The organism is Promicromonospora sp. NPDC023987 (assembly GCF_040639055.1).
Taxonomy (GTDB): domain Bacteria; phylum Actinomycetota; class Actinomycetes; order Actinomycetales; family Cellulomonadaceae; genus Promicromonospora.
Map to the genome: position 1 here is coordinate 1 of NZ_JBEZZF010000029.1, position 23,557 is coordinate 23,557.

At 71.6% G+C, this 23,557-nt stretch carries 22 protein-coding genes; 10 read left to right on the top strand and 12 right to left on the bottom strand.

Annotated features, from left to right (window positions below):
- Positions 1 to 76: 76 nt before the first annotated feature.
- The 8 genes from ndk to AB0F40_RS14430 form a co-directional block, all read right to left on the bottom strand.
- Entirely contained in the window at positions 77 to 550 is a 474-nt protein-coding gene (gene ndk / locus AB0F40_RS14395) for a nucleoside-diphosphate kinase (protein WP_357468385.1), read from the bottom strand.
- 55 nt (positions 551 to 605) lie between these two features.
- A complete protein-coding gene (locus tag AB0F40_RS14400; protein ID WP_357468388.1) occupies positions 606 to 1,046 on the bottom strand; it encodes a DUF4233 domain-containing protein in 441 nt (146 codons plus the stop codon).
- The gene (locus AB0F40_RS14405) at positions 1,043 to 2,644 is read right to left on the bottom strand and encodes an MDR family MFS transporter (RefSeq protein WP_357468391.1); all 1,602 of its coding nucleotides are present in this window, start codon (positions 2,642 to 2,644) and stop codon (positions 1,043 to 1,045) included. Before AB0F40_RS14405 ends, AB0F40_RS14400 begins: the two co-directional genes overlap by 4 nt.
- 60 nt (positions 2,645 to 2,704) lie before the next feature.
- Positions 2,705 to 3,403, bottom strand: coding sequence for a helix-turn-helix domain-containing protein (locus AB0F40_RS14410; protein WP_357468394.1), 699 nt, complete (start codon positions 3,401 to 3,403; stop codon positions 2,705 to 2,707).
- A 58-nt stretch (positions 3,404 to 3,461) separates the two neighbouring features.
- On the bottom strand, positions 3,462 to 4,199 hold the full coding sequence (locus AB0F40_RS14415) for an HPr family phosphocarrier protein (RefSeq protein WP_357468397.1): 738 nt from the start codon (positions 4,197 to 4,199) through the stop codon (positions 3,462 to 3,464).
- Between the two features lie 8 nt (positions 4,200 to 4,207).
- Positions 4,208 to 4,891: a dihydroxyacetone kinase subunit DhaL gene (gene dhaL / locus AB0F40_RS14420; RefSeq protein WP_357468399.1), complete on the bottom strand. Its 684-nt coding sequence runs from the start codon at positions 4,889 to 4,891 to the stop codon at positions 4,208 to 4,210.
- Between the two features lie 19 nt (positions 4,892 to 4,910).
- On the bottom strand, positions 4,911 to 5,906 hold the full coding sequence (gene dhaK, locus AB0F40_RS14425; RefSeq protein ID WP_357468402.1) for a dihydroxyacetone kinase subunit DhaK: 996 nt from the start codon (positions 5,904 to 5,906) through the stop codon (positions 4,911 to 4,913).
- A 125-nt stretch (positions 5,907 to 6,031) separates the two neighbouring features.
- Positions 6,032 to 7,462: a folylpolyglutamate synthase/dihydrofolate synthase family protein gene (locus AB0F40_RS14430; RefSeq protein WP_357468405.1), complete on the bottom strand. Its 1,431-nt coding sequence runs from the start codon at positions 7,460 to 7,462 to the stop codon at positions 6,032 to 6,034.
- 371 nt (positions 7,463 to 7,833) lie between these two features.
- On the opposite strand from AB0F40_RS14430, the gene AB0F40_RS14435 reads away from it, so the two are divergent.
- A complete protein-coding gene (locus tag AB0F40_RS14435) occupies positions 7,834 to 9,045 on the top strand; it encodes a hypothetical protein (RefSeq protein ID WP_357468408.1) in 1,212 nt (403 codons plus the stop codon).
- A 178-nt stretch (positions 9,046 to 9,223) separates the two neighbouring features.
- On the opposite strand, the gene ileS is transcribed toward AB0F40_RS14435, so the two are convergent.
- Positions 9,224 to 12,562, bottom strand: coding sequence for an isoleucine--tRNA ligase (ileS, locus tag AB0F40_RS14440; RefSeq protein ID WP_357468411.1), 3,339 nt, complete (start codon positions 12,560 to 12,562; stop codon positions 9,224 to 9,226).
- A gap of 341 nt (positions 12,563 to 12,903) precedes the next feature.
- On the opposite strand from ileS, the gene AB0F40_RS14445 reads away from it, so the two are divergent.
- From AB0F40_RS14445 to AB0F40_RS14465, 5 genes are all read left to right on the top strand, one after another.
- A complete protein-coding gene (locus AB0F40_RS14445) occupies positions 12,904 to 13,509 on the top strand; it encodes a SigE family RNA polymerase sigma factor (protein WP_357468414.1) in 606 nt (201 codons plus the stop codon).
- Positions 13,506 to 14,315, top strand: coding sequence for a hypothetical protein (locus AB0F40_RS14450; RefSeq protein WP_357468417.1), 810 nt, complete (start codon positions 13,506 to 13,508; stop codon positions 14,313 to 14,315). Before AB0F40_RS14445 ends, AB0F40_RS14450 begins: the two co-directional genes overlap by 4 nt.
- A 110-nt stretch (positions 14,316 to 14,425) precedes the next feature.
- Positions 14,426 to 15,409, top strand: a complete 984-nt coding sequence (locus tag AB0F40_RS14455) for a hypothetical protein (RefSeq protein ID WP_357468420.1) — start codon at positions 14,426 to 14,428, stop codon at positions 15,407 to 15,409.
- A 180-nt stretch (positions 15,410 to 15,589) separates the two neighbouring features.
- Positions 15,590 to 16,237, top strand: a complete 648-nt coding sequence (locus AB0F40_RS14460) for an NAD(P)H-dependent oxidoreductase (protein WP_357468423.1) — start codon at positions 15,590 to 15,592, stop codon at positions 16,235 to 16,237.
- A gap of 87 nt (positions 16,238 to 16,324) precedes the next feature.
- The gene (locus AB0F40_RS14465) at positions 16,325 to 16,777 is read left to right on the top strand and encodes a MarR family winged helix-turn-helix transcriptional regulator (RefSeq protein ID WP_357468426.1); all 453 of its coding nucleotides are present in this window, start codon (positions 16,325 to 16,327) and stop codon (positions 16,775 to 16,777) included.
- 115 nt (positions 16,778 to 16,892) lie between these two features.
- Here the strand turns inward: AB0F40_RS14465 and AB0F40_RS14470 are convergent, their stop codons facing one another.
- The 3 genes from AB0F40_RS14470 to AB0F40_RS14480 all read right to left on the bottom strand — a co-directional run bounded on the left by AB0F40_RS14470 (position 16,893) and on the right by AB0F40_RS14480 (position 19,801).
- Positions 16,893 to 18,470: a molybdopterin-dependent oxidoreductase gene (locus tag AB0F40_RS14470; RefSeq protein WP_357468428.1), complete on the bottom strand. Its 1,578-nt coding sequence runs from the start codon at positions 18,468 to 18,470 to the stop codon at positions 16,893 to 16,895.
- A gap of 251 nt (positions 18,471 to 18,721) precedes the next feature.
- Complete coding sequence (locus AB0F40_RS14475) at positions 18,722 to 19,525, bottom strand: SDR family oxidoreductase (protein WP_357468431.1); 804 nt, start codon at positions 19,523 to 19,525, stop codon at positions 18,722 to 18,724.
- Between the two features lie 24 nt (positions 19,526 to 19,549).
- Complete coding sequence (locus AB0F40_RS14480; RefSeq protein ID WP_357468433.1) at positions 19,550 to 19,801, bottom strand: DUF6480 family protein; 252 nt, start codon at positions 19,799 to 19,801, stop codon at positions 19,550 to 19,552.
- Between the two features lie 301 nt (positions 19,802 to 20,102).
- Between AB0F40_RS14480 and AB0F40_RS14485 the strand changes: the two genes are divergently transcribed.
- The 4 genes from AB0F40_RS14485 to AB0F40_RS14500 all read left to right on the top strand — a co-directional run bounded on the left by AB0F40_RS14485 (position 20,103) and on the right by AB0F40_RS14500 (position 23,512).
- Positions 20,103 to 21,116 carry a putative F420-0 ABC transporter substrate-binding protein gene (locus AB0F40_RS14485; protein WP_357468436.1) on the top strand — a complete coding sequence of 338 codons (1,014 nt, stop codon included), beginning with the start codon at positions 20,103 to 20,105 and terminating at the stop codon, positions 21,114 to 21,116.
- Between the two features lie 26 nt (positions 21,117 to 21,142).
- Positions 21,143 to 22,156 carry a putative F420-0 ABC transporter permease subunit gene (locus tag AB0F40_RS14490; protein WP_357468551.1) on the top strand — a complete coding sequence of 338 codons (1,014 nt, stop codon included), beginning with the start codon at positions 21,143 to 21,145 and terminating at the stop codon, positions 22,154 to 22,156.
- 65 nt (positions 22,157 to 22,221) lie between these two features.
- Entirely contained in the window at positions 22,222 to 23,037 is an 816-nt protein-coding gene (locus AB0F40_RS14495; RefSeq protein WP_357468439.1) for an ATP-binding cassette domain-containing protein, read from the top strand.
- 79 nt (positions 23,038 to 23,116) lie between these two features.
- Complete coding sequence (locus AB0F40_RS14500; protein ID WP_357468442.1) at positions 23,117 to 23,512, top strand: hypothetical protein; 396 nt, start codon at positions 23,117 to 23,119, stop codon at positions 23,510 to 23,512.
- Positions 23,513 to 23,557: the final 45 nt, after the last annotated feature.

Below are 23,557 nucleotides of genomic sequence, written 5' to 3' on the forward strand. Positions count from 1 at the left end.
CCGCGGTCCCCCCTTCGACGCAGTCGGGAACCCCGGTCGACGCCGTCGCCGTGCCGTTCGGCGCCGGGTCGGTCCGTCAGCCCAACTCGGGGAACCAGAGCGCGATCTCGCGCGCCGCCGACTCCGGCGAGTCCGAGCCGTGCACCAGGTTCTGCTGCACCTTGGTGCCCCAGTCGCGACCCAGGTCGCCCCGGATGGTGCCGGGGGCGGCGTCGGTCGGGTTGGTGGCGCCTGCCAGCGAACGGAAGCCGGGGATGACGCCCTCGCCCTCCGCCACGACGGCCAGGACCGGGCCCGACATCATGAATTCGACGAGGGGCCCGTAGAACGGCTTGCCCTCGTGCTCGGCGTAGTGGGCGGCGAGCTGCTCGGTGGTGGCGTTCTTCAGCTCCACGGCCCGCAGCGTGTAGCCCTTGGCCTCGATGCGGCGCAGGATCTCGCCGGACAGGCCGCGGCGGACGCCGTCCGGCTTGACGAGGACAAGGGTGCGCTCGGCCACGGGCTGCGTCGAGGCCTCCGTGGGCAGGGTCTTCTCTGCGACGTCGGTCATGGAGCAACCCTATCCGTGCCGGCGCACAGACATGACCGGGCGCCTCGGTGGCTGATCAGCCCATGTTCGGGGCGGTCTCCGGATGGGCGGCGTCGTACTCCGCACGTTCCCGGTCCACGCGCGCACCGAGCCGCAGCGCGTAGATCCACAGCACCACGAAGATGCCGCCGACCAGGTACATCATGGGCACCAGCAGGCCCATCGCGAGCACCGGGATCTGCGCCACGGTGCCCGCCGCCCGGCCGGCGGCCGAGCCCTGGGCCCGCGAGAGGATCACGAGCACCAGGGCGAGGACGCCGCCCAGCACCCAGATCACCGCGCTCGACTCGATCTGGAGCGGCCCGCGCCCGAACTCGGAGCCGCGCAGTGCCCACACCACCATCGTCGCGAACAGCACGAGAAACACCTCGAGCAGCAGCGTGGTGGACGTGAACTGCACCAGCGCGGACTTCTTGGGCTTGATGCGGTCGCCGGGGGTGGGTTGGTCCTTGCTCACCGGTCCAGGATATCCGTCTCCTTGTCCTCCACGACCGCCTCGCCGCGCGCCACCATCCCGGCCTCGCCCGAGAGCTTGATCTCCTTGAGGAAGAGCGCGAGCACGAGGCCCACCGCGACCAGGGGCACGAGGTACCAGAACGCCGGCGCGAGGGAGTCCGCGAACGCGTCGACCACGCCGCTGCGCAGCGGCTCCGGGAGCTGTTCCACGATCGCCGGCGTCAGGCCGGAGCTGCCACCAGCGGGCGCCGCACCCTCCGGGAGGCCGCCGAAGACGCCCTCCAGGTTGTCCGAGAGGCGCGAGGTGAACACCGTGGTGAACGCCGCGGTGCCGACGGCGGCGCCGATCTCACGGAAGAAGTTGTTCGACGACGTCGCCGTGCCCAGCTCGTGCGGGTCCACCGAGTTCTGCACCGCGAGCACGATCGTCTGCATGATGAGGCCCATCCCGGCGCCGAGCACGAAGATCATCGCGCCGAACAGCCACAGGGACATGCCGCCCTCGAGTCGGGTCAGCCAGATCATGCCCGCGATCGTGATGACCAGACCCGCGACGGGGTACATCTTGTAGCGGCCGGTCTTCGATATCGCGAAGCCCGAGACGATCGAGGTCAGCATCACGCCGGCCATCATCGGGAGCATCAGCAGGCCGGACTCGGTGACCCCCGCGCCGGCCGACATCTGCAGGAACGTCGGCAGCATCGCCATCGCGGAGAACATGCCCATGCCGAGCACCAGGCCGATGAGCGTGGTGATGGTGAACGTGCGGTTCTTGAACAGCCGCAGCGGGATGAGCGGTTCGGACACCCGGTTCTCGATGAACACGAACAGACCGACCACGACGGCGGTGCCGAGCACCAGGCCGAGGAGCATCGGGTCGGACCAGTCGTAGCCATCGTTGCCGAGCGACTCCCAGCTCGTCAGCAGCACGATGCCGGTGGTGCCCAGCGCCATGGTCAGGATGCCGCCCCAGTCGGTGGGCCTGGTGGTGCGGTGCGAGGGCAGCTTGAGCGCGAAGTAGGCGATGAACCACGCGGCGATGCCGATCGGCACGTTGATCCAGAACGTCCAGCGCCAGCCCGGGCCGTCGGTGAGCCAGCCGCCGAGCAGCGGGCCCGCGACGGCGGAGATGCCGAACAGGGCGCCCATGGGACCCATGTACTTACCGCGGTCGGACGCGGGGATGATATCGGCGATGATCGCCTGCGACAGGATCATCAGGCCGCCGCCGCCGAGGCCCTGCACGGCGCGCCAGGCCACGAGCGACTCGAACGTCTGGGCCATGCCGCCGCCGACGGACGCGACGACGAACAGACCGACCGCCACGAGGAACGGCCAGCGGCGGCCGTACAGGTCACCGAACTTGCCGTACAGCGGCATCGCGATGGCGATCGCCAGGATGTAGGCGGTGATGACCCAGCCCTGGTGCTCCACGCCGTTCAGCTCGCCCACGATGGTGGGCATGGCGGTGCCGACGATGGTCTGGTCCAGGGAGGACAGGAACATCGAGGCCATCAGGGCCCCGAAGATCAGCCAGATCGTGCGCTGGTTGAGGACCACCAGCGGCTTGTCCGGCGCCTCGGTGACGGCGTGACTCATGAGGGGTGTGTGCCTTTCTGGGGAGCAGATCGAGCTGGGCCTGGGGAGGCGGAGCGAGGGTCAGGAGTCGAGGTCGTGCGCGACGACGTCGACGAGCTGCGCGACGGCAGCGGGCAGGTGGTCGGCGGGGCCGCCGGTGTACCCGGTGTGCTCCCAGGCGACGAGCGTGGTGCGGATCAGGAGCAGGACGAGCATCGTGAGCAGCTCGTTGTCGGTGCTGAACGGCTTGACCGCCCGGCGGGCCTCGAAGAGCTCGACGAGCTGGGTCTTGTGCCGGTCCATCCAGACCACGTGGCGCTGCAGCAGACGCGGCTCACGCTGCAGGAGATCCATCGCCCGCACCGTCCGGCCGTGGGTCTCCGCGTGCGGCGTGAGCAGGGAGGAGACCAGGGACTGCAGGTCGGACAGCAGCCGGCCCGTCGGACCGCCGTCGACGAACGTCCGGATGTCGTCCTCCGACAGGCCGACGTCCTCCGCGCCGAGCACCGCGTCGTCCTTGGTCTCGAAGTAGTTGAAGAAGGTGCGGGCCGAGACCCCGGCCTCTGCGCTGATCATCTCGACCGTCACGGCATCGAGGCCGTGCTCCGCGACCAGCGCCTGCGCGGCGTCGATCAGCGCCGCACGCCGGGCGCGCTTCTTGCGCTCGCGCAGCCCCTGCTCGGCCGGTGTCCCCTCGAGCGCCGCGGCGAGCTCACGCAGGTCAGGGCGCGGCTCGGCGTCAGCGGGCGCGGCTGGCTCGCGGGAGGCGGTGGGGACCATGCGCTAATTCTTGCACTGCACGCAAAAATTCATCAACTGCAAAAAGCTGAGACGGCGGTCACACCTCGCCGAAGCCACCGTCGATCATCTCGACGACGGTCGCCACCGCCTCAGCGGCCCGCTCCCCCGTCGCCTCGACGCGCAGCTCGCGCCCCTGCGTGGCCCCGAGGGCCATCAGCTGCAGCACGCTCGAGGCGTCCACGCCGTCGATCGTCACGGTGGCGCCCAGCTCGGCCACCTTGCGCGACACCAGCGCCGCCGGCCGCGCGTGCAGGCCGAGCGGGTTACGGACGGTCACGGTGCGCGAGCTCTCCGACTCCCCGCCCGAGGTCGCCCCGCTCGCCTCGGGCGGCTGCGTCGCCTCGCTCGCGGCGAACATCCGGATCGACGCGGTCGCCGACTCCAGCACCGCACCGAGGTCCGCGCCGCCGTGCGCCGTCACCGCCGCGGCGACGGCCCCCTCGACGAACGGCGCGCGCGCCAGCACCACACGCTCGGTCAGGGACTCGTCCAGCTCCAGCACCGCCTCGACGGTGAGCACCGAGGACCCGAGGTCCCCGAGCACCACGACGCCGCCGCCGTCCGCACCGCCGCCAGCGTCGTCGCCGGCGGTGTCGTCGGCCAGGGCCGTCAGCACCTCCGCGAGGGCCTTCTGGACCGCGTCGAGCGAGGTGCCCAGACCGCCGTCGGGCCCGCCGCCCACGCCGCGGATCAGGACGTCGGGCGCCATCTGCTCCGCGAGCTCCGCCACCCCTCGCGCCAGCTCGACGGAGTGGGAGACGAGGACAAGAGCCACGCGCGCCGTCATGCGGCGCCGCGGGGGTCGGCCGGCGTCGGACCCGACAGGGCCGCGGCGAGCGCCGCGCCCAGGACGAGCGCGGTGGACCGCGCGCCGGGGTCCTCGTGCCCCGCGCTGCGTTCGCCGAGATACGAGGCGCGGCCCTTGGTCGCGATCAGCGGGATGGTGCCCGTCGCCGCCGTGTCGGCGGCCTCCGCGGCCGCCCGCAGGACGTCCACCTCGGAGCCTCCGTCGCCCGCGGCGGCCTCACCGGCCTCGACGGCCGCGTGCCAAGCGTCGACCATCGTCTTCTCCCCCACCGTCGCCTTGCCGCGCGAGGCCACGCCTTCGAGGGCTGCCTCCAGCACCGCGACGACGGCGGGCGGGTCGATCTGCGGGCGACCGGACACCTTGGCCGCCCGGAGGTAGGCCGTGCCGTAGAGCGGCCCGGACGCACCGCCGACCGTCGACATCAGCGTGGTCGCCACGAGCTTCAGGACGTCGCCGACGGTCCGCTCGTCGGCGGGCACCGGCTCGGCCGCCACGTCGTCGAGCCGCGCCACCACCGCCTTGAAGCCCCGGTCCAGGTTCTCGCCGTGGTCGCCGTCGCCGATCTGCCGGTCGAGCTCGGTCAGCTCGCCCTTCGCGTCCGCGATCGCGTTCGCCGTCCGACGCACCCATCGCTCCGCCCAGTCCGCGTCCAACGCCATGTCCGGAACCCTTCCTGTCTCACCACCGGAGTGCTGCAGTGTTCACCGGCGCGTCCCAGAGGGCCTCCAGCTCGTCGTCCAGCCGGAGGACGGTGACCGATGCCCCTTGCATCTCGAGGGACGTCACGTAGTTGCCCACCAGCGAACGGGCAACCGTCAGGCCACGCTCCTCGAGAAGGCGCCGCGCTCGACCATAGACCACGTAGAGCTCGGACAGCGGCGTGCCGCCCATACCGTTGACGAACAGCAACACTCGCTCGCCGCTGCCCAGGTCCAGGTCGTCCGCGACCGGTGCCACCAGCATCTCGGTGACCGCGTCGGCACCGGCAGCGGGCACCCGACGGCGGCCCGGCTCGCCATGGATCCCGATGCCCACCTCGATCTCGTCGTCCCCGAGGTCGAAGCTGGGCCCGCCGACGTGCGGCACGACCGGTGCGGCCAGCGCGACGCCCATGGACCGTACGTTCGCGATGACGCGCTCCGCGACGGCGGCGACCCCGGCGAGGTCGGTGCCCCGGTACGCGGCCGCGCCCGCGATCTTCTCGACGGCGACCGTCCCGGCCACGCCACGGCGGCCGGCGGTGTAGAGCGAGTCCTCGACGGCGACGTCGTCGTTCACGAGCACCGACGCGACGGCGATGTCCTCCTCCACGGCGAGCTCGACGGCGGTCTCGAAGTTCAGCACGTCGCCCGTGTAGTTCTTGACGATCGTGAGTACGCCGGCGCCGCCGTCGGCCGCCTGGATCGCGGGCAGGATCTGGTCCGGCGTCGGGGAGGTGAACACGGCGCCCGGGACGGCGGCGTCGAGCATGCCGTCGCCAACGAAGCCGGCGTGCAACGGCTCGTGCCCCGAACCGCCGCCGCTGACGAGGCCCACCTTGCCCGTCACGGCACCCCCGGCGCGGCAGACGAACACCGGCGTCGAGCTGAGCCGGACCAGGTCGGGGTGGGCGAGCGCGAAGCCGGCCAGGGAATCGGCCACGGCATCGGCGGGATCGTTCAGCAGCTTCTTCACTTCCGGCCTCCTCGCGGGGCTGTTCGACCCGGCGGCGGAGCCAGGCCCGCACACGAGTCCCCTGAGTTCATGTAACACCAGAATGTCGCCGGACGTACAGCACCCAGCCCCTCGGTTGTGGGCGGTCAGCCGCGGCCGACCAGGATGCGGGTGTCCGCGACCGTGACGACAGAACCGGTGACGAGCACGCCGGTGCCGACGCCGCCGCCGTGCTTGTCGTTGGCCTCCACGAGGTCGGCCGCGAGCTGCAGCGCCTCGTCGAGACGTCCGGCTACGTGCACGCGCTCCTCACCGAAGACCTCGCGGGCTACTTCGGCGAGCGTCTCCGGGTCCGCCGACCGCTCCGAGGAGTTCCGGGTCACCACGACCTCCGCGACGGTCGGCTCGAGCACGGACAGGAGCCCCTCGGCGTCCTTGTCCGCCATGACGGCCACGACAGCGACGATGTGCTCCAGGTTGAACGACTCCTCCAGCGCCTCCACCACGGCTTCCGCGCCGGCAGGGTTGTGTGCGACGTCGACCACCACCGTCGGGCTGGTCCGCACCACCTCGAGGCGCCCGGGCGCGTCGACGTCGCCGAACGCCGCCTCCACGATCTCGGCGCCGAGCGCGCGCCCGCCGCTGATCAGGGCCTCGGTGGCCGCGAGCGCCAGCAGCGCGTTGTGCGCCTGGTGAGCCCCGTGCAGGGGCAGGAAGATCTCGGTGTAGACGCCGGCCGGCGTGCGCAGGTCGATGAGCTGACCGCCGACGGCGACCCGGCGGTCCACGACCTCGAGGTCCACGCCCTCGCGGATCAGGTGGGCGCCCGCGCTCTGGGACCGCGCGAGGATGGGTTCGAAGGCGGCGTCCGGCTGCTCCGCGATCACGGCGACGGCGCCGTCCTTGATGATCCCCGACTTCTCCGTCGCGATCTCGTCGAGGGTGGACCCGAGCCAGCGCTCGTGGTCCATGGCGACGGGGGTGATGACGGCGACCTCGCCGTCGACCACGTTGGTGGAGTCCCACGTGCCGCCCATGCCGACCTCGATGACCGCGACGTCGACGGGCGCGTCCGCGAAGGCGGCGAAGGCCATGACGGTGAGCACCTCGAAGAAGCTCAGGGGCGGGCCGCCCCGCTCCTGGGACTCACGGTCCGCGACGCCGATGTAGGGCGCGACGTCCTCGAACACCTCGACGAAGCGTTCCTGGCTGAGCGGCTCGCCGTCGACGGCGATGCGCTCGGTGACGCTCGTCAGGTGCGGCGACGTGAATCGGCCGGTGCGCAGGCCGTGCTCGCGCACGAGTCGCTCGACCATGCGCGCGGTGGAGGACTTGCCGTTGGTCCCGGTGACGTGGACCGTCCGGTAGGCCTTTTGCGGGTCGCCGAGGAGTTCGAGGACGCGCTCGACGCGGGCCATGGTGGGGTCGATGTCGTGCTCGGGTTGCCGGGACAGGATCTCCCGGTAGACGGCGTTGAGCGCCTCCTGGGTCGCGGGATCTGCGTTCTCGGCACCGCGGCTGGTGCCACGGCGGTTCTTGGATCCGTCGCGGAGTGTCTTCTTCAGAGGTTCGGCCACGTACTGAGGATAGGTTTCCTCAGGCCACTGGAGCGAAACGGGTGGATCACACCTGCTGCCCACATCCAAGGACGCGCAGCAGGTTGACCATGTATCTGCTGCCAGAAACCGGCGGATCCTGGCAGCAGATACATGGTCGTCCGCGGGGCGCTCGGCAGGTGGCAGGCAGTCCCATCCCAGAAGCTGTGCTGACGACGCGACACTGGTGACACTTCGGGGCGTCACCGCACATCACACACCGTGTTGCGGGATTTCACCCCCTGAAGAACGATGACTCCGCGGCGTCAGCAGGCGGTGCTTCGGGTTCGTCATGGGGAAGCGGCAGCATGAGGCGAAACAGCAGGGTACAGCGTGCGATTCTCGTCGGGACCATGGCGTTGACCGCGGCACTCACTGTTCCGGCGGCGGCCGGCACCACCGCCGTCGGGCAGCCGGAGACGAACAATGCCGAGCAGAAGTCCGCAGAGATCCGCACAGCCAGGCAGGCTGCCGTCGACCGTGCCGCCGGCGTCGCCACAGCACTCGCAGAGGTCCCTGGCTATGCGGGGGTGGCCGTCGACTACGAGGCCTCGAAGGTGACCGTCTCCTGGAAGGACACGCCGCCGCCCGCGCTCAATGCACTGGCGGAACGGGTTCCCGACGGCGTGGAGGTCGAGGTCAGGCGGACGGCGCTCAGCGGAGCCGACCTGCATGCCGCCAGCGCCCGCCTCCTGGACGCCCAGCGCACGGCACCTGCCCCCGTCACCGTGCTCACTGTCCTGCCGGCGAAGAACTACGCGGGTCTGGTGGTCGAGGTCAGCAGTGGCCCGACCGCCCCGGGCGCGGACGCCCTGGACCGGAAGCTGGAGCGAGTGGCGGGGGTGCCGGTGCGGCTCCAGACGATCCACCACGCCGTCGAGTCCACCGCGGGCGGCCGCCGTAACGACCAGGCACCGTGGAACGCCGGCGGGGCGATCGCGGCCAAGGACGGTACCGACTACTGCACGACGGGGTTCTCGATAGTCACCGGAGCGGACGACCACCGGATCGTCACGGCCGCGCACTGCAACAAGAAGGTGGGCGACCTGGTCCGCGACGGTGCGGGGCAGCGGCTGGGCACGGTCACCCACCGCGCCCCCGAGGTCGACGCCCAGCTCATCGACCCCGTCGGCGAACCCGAGACGGCGGGCGCCGTCCTGGGCGGCCCGTGGAACGCGACCCGCGCCCATGACCGCTACCGGTTTCCGGTCGCCGCCGTGCAACGGCCGGCCGTCGGGCAGCACATCTGCAGCTCCGGTGCTGTCACCGGAGAGCACTGCTCGACGATCCGCGCCACGGACATCGCGTGGACCTGCGGCAAGCAGACCTGCCACGGCTTCCGCGCCAGCCGCGACGACGACGGCGTCGTGGTGGGCGGAGGCGACAGCGGCGGGCCGATGTACACGGTCATCGACGGCAAGGCGTATGCCCGCGGCATGATCGACGGCGGCTCGAATCGCCGCAGCTGCGGCCGGACGTCCGTGTCGACCCAGTGCTTCTCCTACGTCTACGGCATCCCGATGGTCGACATCCTGGACCACTGGGACGCCCGCATCGACAGCTGAGCTCGTCCGGTCCGCCTGGAGCCACCGAGGCCAGTCTGGGTCACCGAGGTCCGGCTCGAGAACGACTTCGGGTACCGATTCCGGTGCGAATCGGTACCCGAACTCATTCTCGAGGCGGACCGGGCCGGACCCGGCCGGACCGGACCGGACCGGACCGGGGCCACAGTCCGGCCCCCGGTCAGGCCTTCGTCACCGACACCTTGCGCTCGGCTCCGGCGGCACCGGCCGTCACCGTGAACGACGCCGCGAGAGTCTCGCGCGTCACCAGCTCGCGATGCTGCTCGACGGCGGCGACCCACTCGGCCGGCACCGTCAGGTCGAGCGTGATCCGGTCGGCGACCTGCAGACCGGCGGCCTTGCGCGCATCCTGCACGTCGCGGACGACGTCGCGGGCGTAGCCCTCGGCGCGCAGCGCTTCGTCGAGCCCGAGGTCGAGCACCACGAAGCCGCCGCCCGACAGCACGGCGGCCGCGACCTCGGCCGACTCCGCCGACTCCGCCGACTCGCCACCCACCACGGTCGTCAGCTCGTACTCCGTCTCCAGCAGCTCCACGTCGCCGGTCTCCGTGGCGACCACCACGGCGCCGGACCCGGAGACCGACCACGCACCGGACTTCGCCGCCTTGATCACAGCCTGCACGCCGCGGCCCAGGCGCGGCCCGGCGGCCCGGGCGTTCACCGCGAGCCGCTCGGTCACACCGAACTCGGCGGCGACCTCGGGCGAGAACTCGACCAGGCGCACCTCCTTGACGTTCAGCTCGGTCTCCATCAGCCCGGTGAACGGCGCGACGCCGTCCGGGTCCGCCACGGCCACGACGAGCGACCGCAGCGGCTGCCGCACGCGCAGCTTGTTCGCCTTGCGCAGCGCCAGCGTCTGCGACACCACCGCCCGCGCGGACTCGACGGCGGCGACGAGGGCGTCGTCGGCCACGAGCGTGTCGCCGACGTAGCCGGGGGTCCCGGCAGACCCGGCCAGCGACGGCCAGTCCGCCAGGTGGACCGAGCGCCCACCGGTCAGCCCGCGCCAGACCTCCTCCGTGAGCAGCGGCGCCAGCGGCGCCATGACCCGGCACAGCACCTCGAGTGCCGCTGACAGCGTGTCGAAGGCGTCGGCGTCCTCCGCCCAGAACCGGTCCCGCTGGGTGCGCACGTACCAGTTGGTCAGGGCGTCGAGGTACTGGCGGACGGACTCGCAGGCACCGGCGATGTCGTACCCGTCGAGCCGCTCGGTCACGTCCGCGACCAGCCCGCGCGTGCGCGCCAGCAGGTAGCGGTCCATGACCGGCAGCCCGGCCACCCGCTCGGCGGTCAGGGGCTGCGCGGAGTAGCCGGCGCCGTCGTCGGCGGCATTGGCATACAGCGTGTAGAAGTAGTACGTGCTCCACAGCGGCAGCAGCACCTGGCGGACGGCGTCGCGGATGCCCTCCTCGGTGACCACGAGGTTGCCGCCCCGCAGGATGGGCGACGCCATGAGGAACCAGCGCATCGCGTCGGAACCGTCGCGGTCGAAGACCTCGTTGACGTCCGGGTAGTTCTTCAGCGACTTCGACATCTTGCGGCCGTCGGAGCCCAGCACGATGCCGTGCGAGAGCGCCGTCTGGAACGACGGCCGGTCGAACAGGGCGGTGGCCAGGACGTGCAGCGTGTAGAACCAGCCGCGCGTCTGCCCGATGTACTCGACGATGAAGTCGCCCGGGTAGTGGTGCTCGAACCAGTCGGCGTTCTCGAACGGGTAGTGCACCTGCGCGTACGGCATCGAGCCCGAGTCGAACCAGACGTCCAGGACGTCCTCGACGCGGCGCATGGTGGACTGCCCCGACGGGTCGTCCGGGTTGGGCCGCGTCAGGTCGTCCACGAACGGGCGGTGCAGGTCCGGGTTGCCGTCCTTGTCCTGCGGCACCCGGCCGAAGTCACGCTCGATCTCCGCGAACGACCCGTACACGTCGATGCGCGGGTAGGCCGGGTTGTCCGACTTCCACACCGGCACGGGCGAGCCCCAGAACCGGTTGCGCGTGATGGACCAGTCGCGCGCGTTCTCCAGCCACTTGCCGAACTGCCCCTGCTTGATGTGGTCGGGCACCCAGGTGATCTGCTCGTTCAGCTCGACCATGCGGTCCTTGAACTTCGACACCTCGACGAACCACGAGGACACGCCCATGTAGATCAGCGGCTGGCGGCAGCGCCAGCAGTGCGGGTAGGAGTGCGCGTACTGCTCGCGGCGCAGCAGCACGGTGCCCGACGACGTCCGCCCCGCCTCGTCGTCCGCCATACCGCGCGTCCGGGCCTTGAGGTGGTCGATGATCGGCGCGTTCGCGTCGAAGACCTGCAGCCCGGCGTACTCCTCGACGGGGAAGGTGAAGCGTCCGTCCGCCCCGACGGGGATGACGGGCTCCACGCCCTCACGGTCGCTGACCTGCTTGTCCTCCTCACCGAAGGCACCGGCGTTGTGGACCAGGCCCGTACCGTCGGTGGTCGTGACGAAGTCGGCCTCGACCACCCGGTGCGCGCCCTCGTGGCCCGCGAAGTAGGAGAACGGCGGGGCGTAGGCGGCGCCAAGGAGGTCGCTGCCCTTGAGTCGCCCGACGACGTTCGGCGCCTCGGCACCCTCGTCCGTCAGCTCGCGTGCGTAGGCGTCCACGCGCGCCTCTGCGAGCACGTACCGCTGCGGGGTACCGGTGAAGGAGGACTCGACGATCGCGTAGTCGACGTCCGGGCCCACCATGACGAGCAGGTTGGAGGGCAACGTCCACGGGGTCGTGGTCCAGATCAGCAGGTGGTCACCGACGCGGAGCGCGTCGTCCCCACTGGTCGAGCTTGTCGAGACCTCGGTCACCGCGAACCCGACGGTCACCGACGGATCCTGCCGCTGCTGGTAGACGTCGTCGTCCATGCGCAGCTCGTGGTTGCTCAGCGGGGTCTGGTCGTTCCAGCAGTAGGGCAGCACGCGGAAGCCCTCGTAGATGAGGCCCTTGTCGAACAGCGACTTGAAGGCCCAGAGCACCGACTCCATGAACGTGGGGTCGAGGGTCTTGTAGTCACCCTCGAAGTCCACCCACCGGGCCTGGCGCGTCACGTACGTGCGCCACTCGTCGGTGTACTTGAGCACGCTGGACCGGCAGGCCTCGTTGAACTTGTCGATGCCGAGCTCGACGATCTCGTCCTTGGTCTTGATCCCGAGCTGGCTCATGGCCTCCAGCTCGGCGGGCAGGCCGTGCGTGTCCCAGCCGAAGCGGCGCTCGACGCGCTGGCCGCGCATCGTCCGGTAGCGCGGCACGACGTCCTTCGCGTACCCGGTCAGCAGGTGACCGTAGTGCGGCAGGCCGTTCGCGAACGGCGGACCGTCGTAGAAGACGAACTCGTTGCTCCCGTTCTCACCGGCCGGTCGGGCCTCGACGGACGCGCGGAACGTGTCGTCCTGCTCCCAGTACGCGAGGATGTCGCGCTCGAGATCGGGCAGGCTGGGCGACGCGGGCACGGTGCCCTCGGCGTCGCTGGGACGGTGCAGCGGATAGGCCATGATTCGGTGGCTCCTGGCGGTTCAGCGTTCGGCAGCAGGTGAACTTCGGTCTTGCTCTGCTGCGAGGACGCCACACCTTCGGTGCGCCGCGGTACCACCCCGCTTGCCGCTCGCTCCCGCGTGCGGCCGCTCGTTGACGGCTGTGACGGGCCTACCCGTCCGGTTCTACTGGGGTTCCCGCTGCCCGACCCTTCGACAGCTCAGGGACGGCGGGCTACCTGTTCTTCCGGAGGCTCACCGGTGATGGCCGGGTCGATGCCTGTCAGGCAATCGTACCGGGCGGCGGCAACCGGAAAAGCCTGGCGTGCAACCTGTTCCCGCCCCGCGTGCGTCCTGTTGTCATGAACGCAATCAGCCAAGCGACCGGTCCGCCGGCCGGCGCAGCGGTCAGTGGGCCCTGGCGGGCCGAGCCCGAGTTCTCGGTGGTCCGCACCGGGACGTCCGCGGAGGAGCAGTTCCGGCTCTTCGCCGTCGACAGCACGGCCGCCCTGCACCGCATCGCCTACCTGCTGTGCGGCGACGACCACCGCGCCCATGACCTCACCCAGATCGCGCTGGAGCGCACCTATCGGCACTGGTCCCGGCTCAAGGACAGCAACCCGTTCGCGTACGCCCGCCGGGTGCTGGCGACCGCACGGATCGACGGCTGGCGGCGCACGCGCCGTGAGGTCCTGCAACCACCGGAGGACGTCGCGGTCACCCAGGAGGCGAGACGCTCCCCCGCCGTCGACAGCGGGGCGCAGGTCGCCGAGCGGGAGCGCCTCGTGCGCGCGCTGCGGCAGCTCGGCCCCGGCCAGCGCCGCGTGGTGGTGCTGCGCCACCTGCTCGACCGGTCGGAGGCCGATGTCGCCGAGGAGCTCGGCGTGAGCATCGGCACCGTGAAGTCACAAGGCGCACGCGGACTCACCCGCCTGCGCGACCTGCTGTCGGAAGGACAGGACGCATGACCACGAACAGCCGCTCAACCCTCGAGCCGGTCGACGAGAGCTGGGTGGCGCACCTGCGCGACCTGAGCGCCGACGTCGTGCCGCCCACCAGCACCAACCCGCACGCCATGTCGAGCGTGGCGATCCGACGCACGCGCACGCGCCGGGCGGTCTTCGCGACCGGCGGCGGCATGCTGACGGTGGCCGCCGTCGCCGGTGCCGCACTTGCCCTCAACGGCCCGACGGCGCCGGGCGAGCTCCTTCCAGGCGGGTCGACGTCGGTGTCGTCAGACGCCTCGATGTCGGTGGAGGAGCGGCGTGCAGAGGACGTGCAGGCGGCGGCACGGGAGGCGCTGGGGTCGGCGGGCACACCCGACGGCTGGAGCGTGCACGAGCTGGAGGGGCTCACCTACGCCTTGCCGCCCGAGATCGTGACCAGCGGCCCGGCCCACGACGAGCCCGGCGAGACGTCCGACATGTGGCACAGCAGCGAGGACCCGGACTCGCCGCCGTTCCTCCGGGTCGCCTACGTCACCCCGGACTACGAGTTCTACGACTCGAAGGCCGGCGGCCTGACCCAGACGCCGGGACCCGAGGCCACGTCGTTCGACCTGCCCGGGTCGAGCCTGGCCTCCGTCGAAGAGGGAACGGCAGACCTCTTCGCGGCGGCGGGCGGGAACCCGGACGCCGATTCGTCGGCCACTCCGGTCCGGATCCTGATCCACCGCGCCGGCGACCCCGGCAGGTACATCGTCACGATGAACCTGCCGGAGAAAAGCTCGGCCCTGGTGGACACCTTCATCGACACCCTGAGCCTGGAAAGTTGACCATGTACCTGCTGCCAAGATCGGCGAATTCTTGGCAGCAGGTACATGGTCAGCTCTGAGGCTGTGGATAACAACAGCCAACAAAGAGCATTATCAGGTGTAATGACGGCATGCCGAGAAGAAAGCGCCTCCCGCAGCCGCTCCTGAATCGCGCGCGGAGGCAGGCCGGCCTCGTGTCGTCCTGGCAGTGCGATGCCGTCGACGTCGGGCCATCGCAGCGCCGCAACCTGGTGGCCGGAGGCTCCTGGCAGCGCGTGACACGCGGAGTCTTCGACACGGGCATCGTCCCGAGCGGCCTGCACCCCCTCGACGTGGACCGGCTCCGGGCAGCCTGGTCCGCACTGCTGACCAACCGGCACACGATCTCGGTCGGGATGTGCGCGCTGGCGCTGCACGGGGTCAAAGGGCTCCCCCGACGGATCACTCCTGAGGTGACCTTTCCGCACGGTGTGGCGCGCAAGTCGCGGCAGGGCATCGCGTTCCGGCAGTACGCGACAGGCCTGGAGACGGTCGAGATCGCCGGCCGCGACGTGGCCACGGTGCGGTGCGCGCTGGTCCAGGCCCTGCCGACACTCTCCCGCGACCAGGCGGTCGCATGCCTGGACAACGCCCTGAACCAGGGCCTGATCCGAACGGACGACATCGCGGTGATCCGGCGCCGGCTCGCCCGCCGCAAGGGCTCGCTGAAAGTGATCCCCTACCTGCCAATGACGGACGGCCGGGCCGAGTCACCGCCGGAGAGCCACGCACGCCTGCGACTGCACGACGCCGGCATCGCGCCCGATGACCTGCAGCGTGACTTCTTCGACGCTCGGGGCCGGTTTCTTGGCCGGGCCGACCTGGTCTGGTATCTGGGCGACGGCCGATGGCTGATCGTCGAGATCGACTCGCAGGAGTACCACGGCGCCGAGCGCCAGGTCCGGCGCGACGCGACCAGGCAGAACGGACTGGTCGGAGAAGGGCAGAACATCATCATGCGGTTCTTCCCGTCGCACGTGACCGGCGACCACCTGGTCGGCGAAGTCGCTCAGGTCCTGACGCGCGAGGCCTGGCGTCCGGGTAGGGAGCTGCCACCGGCACAGCGCAGACGATGACCATGTATCTGCTGCCAGGATCGGCCAATTCTTGGCAGCAGATACATGGTCACCCTGCGGCCGCTCCCCCCGGCCGTGACTCAGATCACATGGCGGTCCGGAAATAGTATGTCGTCCACTAATGATTGACACTGGAGGCCTCATCCGGCCGGCCGGAGATATCACCAGGAGGAAACGACCATGGCATCACTGCTGCACCTCGACGCGAGCATCCAGGGCGAGAGCTCCGTCAGCAGGCAGCTGACCGCGCGTGCCGCCGACGCCTGGCGCGCCGCGCACCCCGACGGGACGGTGACGTACCGCGACCTCGCCGCAGCGCCCGTGCCCCACTTCGACAGCACGGCCAACCTCAGCCGCCAGCTTCCCCAGGACCAGCACACCCCCGCCCAGGCCGAGTCGTGGGCGCGGATCTCGCAGCTCGTCGGCGAGGTCACCGCCGCCGACACGGTGCTGCTGGGGCTGCCGATCTACAACTACGGCGCCCCGAGCAGCGTGAAGGCCTGGGTCGACCATCTGATGGCGCCAGGTCTCTCCATCGACCCCGACTCCGGGAGGGGCCTGCTGGGCGGCCGGGACTTCGTCGTCCTCGTCTCGCGCGGTGGCGGCTACGCCGAGGGTGCCCCGCGCCACGGCTGGGACCACGCGACAGCCTGGCTCCCCCACGGCGTGGCGCTGCTCGGGCTCGAGCCGCGGTTCATCACCGCCGAGCTGACGCTCGCCCACGTCAATCCGGCGATGGCCGAGCTGGTACCCCAGGCAGAGGAGAGCCTGCGTCAGGCCGAGGCTGCCGTCGACGACCTCTGGGCGTCCGCCGCCGCACTCGCCTGAGCACTGCTCGCGGCGTGATCCCGCACGTCACGGCCTCGCGCTCCCGTAGGCTGGGAGCGCGAGGCCGTGCCGACGAAAGGAGCTGCCGTGGACGAGCTGCCGGTCCTGGAGCAGTCGGTGCGTCGTTCGGGCGCGCTCGTCGACTATCTCGCGCGCCACCTCCGCCGACGGTCCGAGTCGGCGCTGGCCCCGCTCGGTCTGCGCACCAGGCATCTCGTCGCCCTCACCGTGCTCCGCGAGCGCCGCGACATCACCCAGCGCGACCTCGCCTCCGCCCTCGTCCTGGACGGCACCAACGTCGTCGGCCTGCTCAACGAGCTGGAGGGCAGGGGCCTGGTCGAGCGGCGCCGGTCGACGGAGGACCGGCGTCGGCACGTCGTCTCCCTGACCGACGACGGCGTCAGCCTGCTCTGCAAGGCGGAGACCGCGTTGACCGCTGTCGAGGACGACGTCTTCGAGGCGCTCACGCCGCAGCAGCGCGCCCAGCTCCACGACCTGCTGGCCGCAGCCACCTCGTCCGCGCCGGAGTCGTACTGCTGACCGTTCTCGGTCGCGGGACGGCACTTCGGGGCGCCGAGGGCGCCCGCGCGGGCTCCTCGGCGACGACGTCACCGAGGAGGGCGCCGGAGGTGGGTGCCGAGGTGGGCGCCGAGGGTCAGCCCACGCTGACGTTCACGGTGTGCCAGCCGGTGGCACCGTTCGGGGCGGGCGGTGCCTCGGCGTCGGTCTGGACCAGCCCGTCGGCGTCCGTGGCGCGGACCGTGAGCGTGTGGTCGCCCGCATCGAGGTCGAGGGACGCCCGCCACTGGCGCCACGTGTCCGAGCCGACGGTCTCGGCGAGCTCGGCGGGGACCCAGTCGCCGTCGTCGGCCCGGACCTCCACCGCGCCGATACCGGTGTGGGGCGCCCACGCGACGCCGGCCACCGTCACCGCGCCGGGTGTCACCGACGCGAACCCGCGCGGCACGTCGATACGCGACTGCACCTTGACCGGGCCGAGGGCCGACCAGCCGCGGGGCGTCCAGTAGCCCTGGTCGGCGTCGAAGGTGGTGACCTCGAGCGAGGTGACCCACTTGGTGGCCGACACGTACCCGTACAGGCCGGGCACCACGAGCCGGGCGGGGAAGCCGTGGTCCACGGGGAGCGGCTCCCCGTTCATGCCGATCGCGAGCAGGTTGGCCCGGTCCGGGTCCTGCAGGACGTCCAGCGGCGTCCCGGCGGTGAAGCCGTCGTCGCTGCGGGACAGCACCATGTCCGCACCCGCCTGCGGCTTGGCCCGCTCCAGCAGGGCCCGGACGGGATAGCCGAGCCACAGGGCGTTGCCGACGAGGTCACCGCCCACGGCGTTGCTCACGCACGAGAGGGTCACGTGGTGCTCCTCGAGCGGCAGCGCGAGCAGCTCGTCCCAGGTGATCGTGAACGGCTCGTCCACCATGCCGTGCACCTCGAGGGACCACTCCGCCGGGTCGAGCTGCGGCACCCGCAGGGCCGTGTCGATGCGGTAGAACTCCTGGTTCGGGGTGATGTAGGGGACCAGGCCGTCGACCTCCAGGTCCGCGCCGGCCGGCACCGCCGGCGCGGCCTTGCGCGGGGCGGGCAGGCGGATCTTCTCGCGCACGACGTTCACAGCCGCCGCACCCGCCGACACGACGCGCGAGCCCACCAGGGCCAGCACGGTCACGCCTGCGGCGATCCCGGTGACGACCAGGAACCCGCGCCGGTCGACTGTGCTTCCCGAGTCGGCGCGCAGGTCGGCGACCGGCCGCAGCCGTGCCATCGCCTGCCGCAGCAGGATCATCGCGCCACCGATCCCGACGATGCTGGGCAGTGCCCACAACGGCGTCGCGCCCGGGCGCAGCATCGCGACGATCGCTCCGACGACACCGACGGCTGCGATCAGCAGCGCGCCCGACGGCGGACGGCGCAGCTCCAGCCGGCCGGCGAGCGCCGCGCCCAGGGCCAGGACGACACCCATCGACCCGAGCAGCACCGCCTTGTCGTTGGTGCCGAACGCCTGCACGGCGAAGTCCTTGAGCCAGGGGGGCACGACGTCGATGACGGCGGCACCGCCGGCGAACAGGGTGCTCGCGCCCGGCGCGATGAGGGCGGCGACGAGCTCCGCGACGGCCAGCCCCGCGGCGCCCGCGAGGACACCGGCCAGCGCGGCCCACCAGGTGTCGTGCGGGGAGCGGTCGGCCCGCGGGTTCGCGGGACTCTCGGTTGCCTGAGTCATACGCCTACCCTGGCACGCGAACGCGAGCTCGGCGGGGTGCGCGAGCGAACCGTCATGAGCCTGTAAGGACCTGTCAGCGCAGGTCCTGGGAGTGACTTCGGTCGGTTGGTCCGGGCCCCGGGTGTGACTTCGGTCGGTTGGGATGAGATCGGTCAGTCAACCGGCCGATCTCATCCCAACCGACCGAAGTCACGACCGCAGCCCACCAACCAAGCGGCCCACCAACGACCGCAGCCCGCCTGCGCGCCGGGTCAGATGCCCGTGCCCCGCACGATCTTCGAGTTGTGCGCCTGCGCACGCGGCCGGATCGTCACCAGGTCGATGTTGACGTGGTCCGGCCGGGACAGGGTCCAGGCGATGGTGTCGGCGACGTCGACGGCGGCCAGGGGCGTGTAGCCCTCGTAGACGGCGGCGGCCTTCTCCGCGTCGCCGCCGAAGCGGACCAGCGCGAACTCCTCGGTGGCCACGGCACCCGGGGCGACCTCGATGACCCGCACGGGCTCGCCGGCGATCTCCCAGCGCAGCGTCTGGGACAGCATGTGCTCGGCGTGCTTGGCGCCCGTGTACCCGGCACCACCCTCGTAGGCTCCCTGGGCGGCGGTCGAGGTCACGTTCACGACGTCGGCGACGCCCTTGCCGGCACCGGCCTCGCGCAGGAGGGGCAGCACGGCCTTGGTGACCCGCAGCGTGCCGAGGACGTTGATCTCGTACATGCGGCGCCAGTCGTCGAGGTCGGCGTCCTCCACACGGTCCAGCCCGAACGCGCCGCCCGCATTGTTCACGACGGCGTCGAGCCCGCCGGTGGCGGTGAGGTGGGCCGCGAGGGCGGCCACGGCGTCGTCGTCGGTGAGGTCGACGACGTAGACCTCACATCCCGTCTCCGCGGCGAGCGCGTCCAGCCGCTCGGCGCGGCGGGCCGCGGCCACGACGTCCCAGCCGTCAGCGCGCAGCCGGCGCACCGTGGCGGCTCCGATGCCCGACGACGCCCCGGTCACCAGGGCGCGGCGGTTCGGCGTGGTCTCGGGACGGGTCTCGGGGGCGGTGCTGTCGCTCATGGCCGCACTGTAGTGCTTCGCCCCTCAGCTCAGCAGGCCGGCCGCGTAGCCGCCGAAGAGTGTGGCGACGAGCCCTGCCACGACCAGGATCGCCACGATCCACACCCACGGCACCCAGCGCGGCGGACCGTGCTCCTCGTGGCCCTGCGGCGCGCTCACCTGGTCGGACTCGGGCGGGGTCTCGCCCGGCTGGAGGTTGCCGCTCAGCGGCATCGTGCGGCCGTCCGGCTCCGGGTCAGGGTTGTGCGCTGCAGGATTCTCCGGGTCGTTCGTCATGGCAGACCTCCCGTGCCGTCGCGGGTCGTCTCCACCGTAGGCACGCCCGATTCCAGTCGCGCGCTGGGTGGGCCCGGCAGGCCCCGACGGGCGGTCCCGCGCCCGACGCCGAGAGCGAAATCGGCAGGGGCCGCCCGAGGGCGCCGGTGTATCGTGACGAACGGGTCGCGGGCCCTGCTTTGGCCCGCTGATGCGGCTCTCACTGTGAGCCGCTTCCCGCCTGGACGCGAGATGGCGCGTCGCTGCTCACCCCATGGCCGTTCCTGGCTGTGGGCTGTTCGTCGACCCCTGGAGCCATCGCGTGCACCCCCACCGCGTCCGTCCCGCTCGCGCGTACGTACTGCCCGCCCTTGCCGCCGTCGCGGCACTCGCCCTCGCCGCCTGCTCGGCCACCGCCTCCGGCGAGGCGAGCGCCGCGGGCACGACGACGCCGTCGGGCGACTTTCCGGTCACCCTGGACAACTGCGGGTTCGAGACGGAGGTCGCGGCGCCGCCGGAGCGCGTGGTGACCATCAAGTCGTCCACCACGGAGATGCTGCTGGCGCTCGGTCTGGGCGAGCGGATCGTCGGCTCGGCCTTCCTCGACGGGCCCGTGCCGGACTCGCTGGAGACCGTGCCCGCCGTCGAGGAACCGTTCGCCGACGAAGCGCCCGGCTCCGAGGCGACGCTCGCGCTCGAGCCCGACCTGGTCTACGCGGGCTGGGAGTCGAACCTGACCGCGGAGACCGCAGGTGACCGCGAGACGCTCGCCCGGCTCGGCGTCGCCACGTACGTCTCCCCGGCGGCCTGCAAGGAGGACGGGTACATGCCGGACCCGCTCACCTTCGAGACCGTGTTCGACGAGATCGAGGAGGTCGGCGCCCTGTTCGACGCCGAGGACGCCGCGGCACGGCTCGTGGCCGAGCAGCGGGCGGGGCTCGACGCCATCGAGCCCGACGACCGTGGCCTGACGGCTCTGTGGTGGTCCTCCGGTGACGACACCCCGTACGTCGGCGCCGGTATCGGCGCGCCGCAGATGATCATGGAGGCGGCCGGGCTGACCAACGTCTCGGCCGACGTCCACGACACCTGGACCTCGCTCGGCTGGGAGAACGTCATCGAGGCCGACCCGGACGTCCTCGTGCTGGTCGACGCCGCGTGGAACCCGGCGGACGCGAAGATCGAGACGCTGGAGTCGAACCCCGCCACCCGTGAGCTGACGGCGGTCAAGGAGGAGCGCTACGTCGTGGTGCCGTTCCCGGCCACCGAGGCCGGCGTGCGGAACGTCGACGCCGTCGCCTCGGTCGTGGACCAGCTGGCGGACCTGGCCCTGTGAGCCCGGCCAGCACCCGCGGGTCGAGCCTGTCGAGACCCTGGCTCGCCCTCCCCACGGCGGCCGTCGTGCTGGTCCTGAGCATCGGCGTCGCCGTGACGATCGGCCCGGCCGACCTGGCGCTGTCCGAGGTCGGCAGGTCGGTGGCAACACACCTCGGGCTCGGCGGAGCGCTGGGGCTGGAGCCGCTGCCGACCCTGCGTGACGGCATGGTCTGGCAGCTGCGGATGCCCCGCATCCTCACCGCCGCCGCCGTCGGCGCGGGCCTGGCGCTGTGCGGCGCGGTCATGCAGTCGCTGACGCGCAACCCGCTCGCCGACCCGTACCTGTTGGGGCTGTCGTCGGGCGCGTCGCTCGGAGCGGTGCTCGTGCTGCTAGCGGGCGTCCCGCTGCTGCTGCCGGTCGCGGCGTTCGTCGGCGCGGTCGGGGCGCTCGCCCTCGCACTCTCGCTCGCCGGTGCGCTCGGCACGATCACGCCCACCCGCACGGTGCTGGCGGGCCTCGCGATCAGCCAGCTCTGCGCGGCCGCCGTGTCGTTCGTGATCTTCTGGTCGGCCAAGGGCGACGCGTTCCGCGAGGTCCTGTCGTGGCTCATGGGTTCGGTGGCGTCGGCGACGTGGACGTCGGTCGCGATCGCCGGGGGCGCCGTCCTGGTGCTGGGGACAATGCTGGCGCTCACCGGGTCCGTGCTGGACGCGTTCACGTTCGGGGACACCGCGGCAGCGGCACTCGGGGTACCCGTGAACCGGGCACGATGGATCCTGCTGATCGGCGTCGCGCTGCTGACGGGAGCGCTCGTGTCGCAGAGCGGGTCCATCGGTTTCGTCGGCCTGATCCTGCCGCACGCCGTGCGGCTGTTCACCGGCGCACGGCACCGCCTGCTTCTGCCCCTGTCGGCACTGGCCGGGGCCTCGTTCCTGGTCTGGGCCGACACCCTGGCCCGCACCGTGTTCGAGCCACGAGAGCTACCGGTCGGCATCGTGACGGCCGCGATCGGCGCCCCGGTCTTCGCCGTCCTCCTCTGGAGAGGAAACCACCGTTGAGTGCTGGATATTTGTCCACCCAGACCCCCTCGACAGCGCGAATACCCAGCACTCAACGAGGGTTGGTGGGTGGACGGATCTCCTGGGAGATCGGTGGGCGGCTCGTGCTGGACGACGTCGGGGTGGTCGCCCCCAGCGGCGCCGTCACCGGGCTGCTGGGGCCGAACGGCTCGGGCAAGTCCACGCTGCTGCGGGTCCTCGCCGGGGTGCAGCAGGCAGGGCGCGCCACGTCGCCGTCCGACGGCAGGGCACCCGCGCCGTCGTCCGCTCCGCACGCGGCGACGACGTTCGACGGCGCCGACCTGGGGTCGCTGCCCCGCCGCGAGCGCGCCCGGGTGCTCGCGCTCGTGGAGCAGGACGCGGGCACGGACCTTCCGCTGTCGGCGCTCGACGCGGTGCTGCTGGGCCGGATACCGCACCGTTCCCTGCTCGCGGGCGACTCGGACGCCGACCGGGCCGCCGCATACTCGGCCCTCACCGCCGCCGGGGCGAGGGAGCTCGCGGACCGTGAGGTCGGCACGCTGTCGGGCGGCGAGCGCCAGCGCGTGCACATGGCCCGTGCGCTGGCCCAGCAGCCTCGCCTGATCCTGCTCGACGAGCCCACCAACCACCTGGACATCGCGGCCCAGCTGCATGCCATGCGGGTGCTGCGCGAGCTCGCGGCGGACGGCGTGACCGTCGTCACCGCCCTGCACGACCTGAACCTCGCGGCGTCGACCTGCGACCACCTGGTCCTCCTGGACGGCGGCCGGGTCGTCGCGGCCGGGCCGGTCGGCGAGGTGCTCGTCCCGGCGGTGCTGGAGCCGGTGTACGGGGTGCGGGTCGATGTGCTGACGCACCCGCGCACGGGACGTCCGGTGCTCTCCTTCGAGCGCGGCTGAGATGGGGGCCGACGGTCGGCCAGCGCTCGTGCCGCCTCCCGGGCTGACGGATCGGCCGACCTGAACCATGATGGGAGCCATGGCCGCTCCAGATCTCGTCGTCAAGGCAGGCAAGGTTCTCAACCCGTGGGTCCTCCGCGTCGCCGGACGCGTCCCGCCATGGGTCGTGCTGCACCACGTGGGACGCAGGTCCGGCAGGACGCACACCACTCCCGTGTTCGCGTTCGCGGCCCGGCCCGAGCAGGAGATCCTGGCCGTGCTGCCGCTGCCGTGGGGTTCGGGTACCGACTGGGCCCGCAACACGATGAGCTCGGGGACGGTCCGGCTGACGCGGGCGGGTTCGGAGTTCGTCGTGAAGGACGTGCGTCTCGTGCCCGCCTACGAGGCCGTCGGGTGGCTGGCGTCGGTGCCGTCGAAGCTCCTGTCGGCGGCCGGCGTCGAGGAGTGCCTGGTCGGGACCCTGCACGCGGCTTGACCCAGCAGGTCGGGCCGGTCGGTCGAGTCGGTCCGTCGAGTCGGT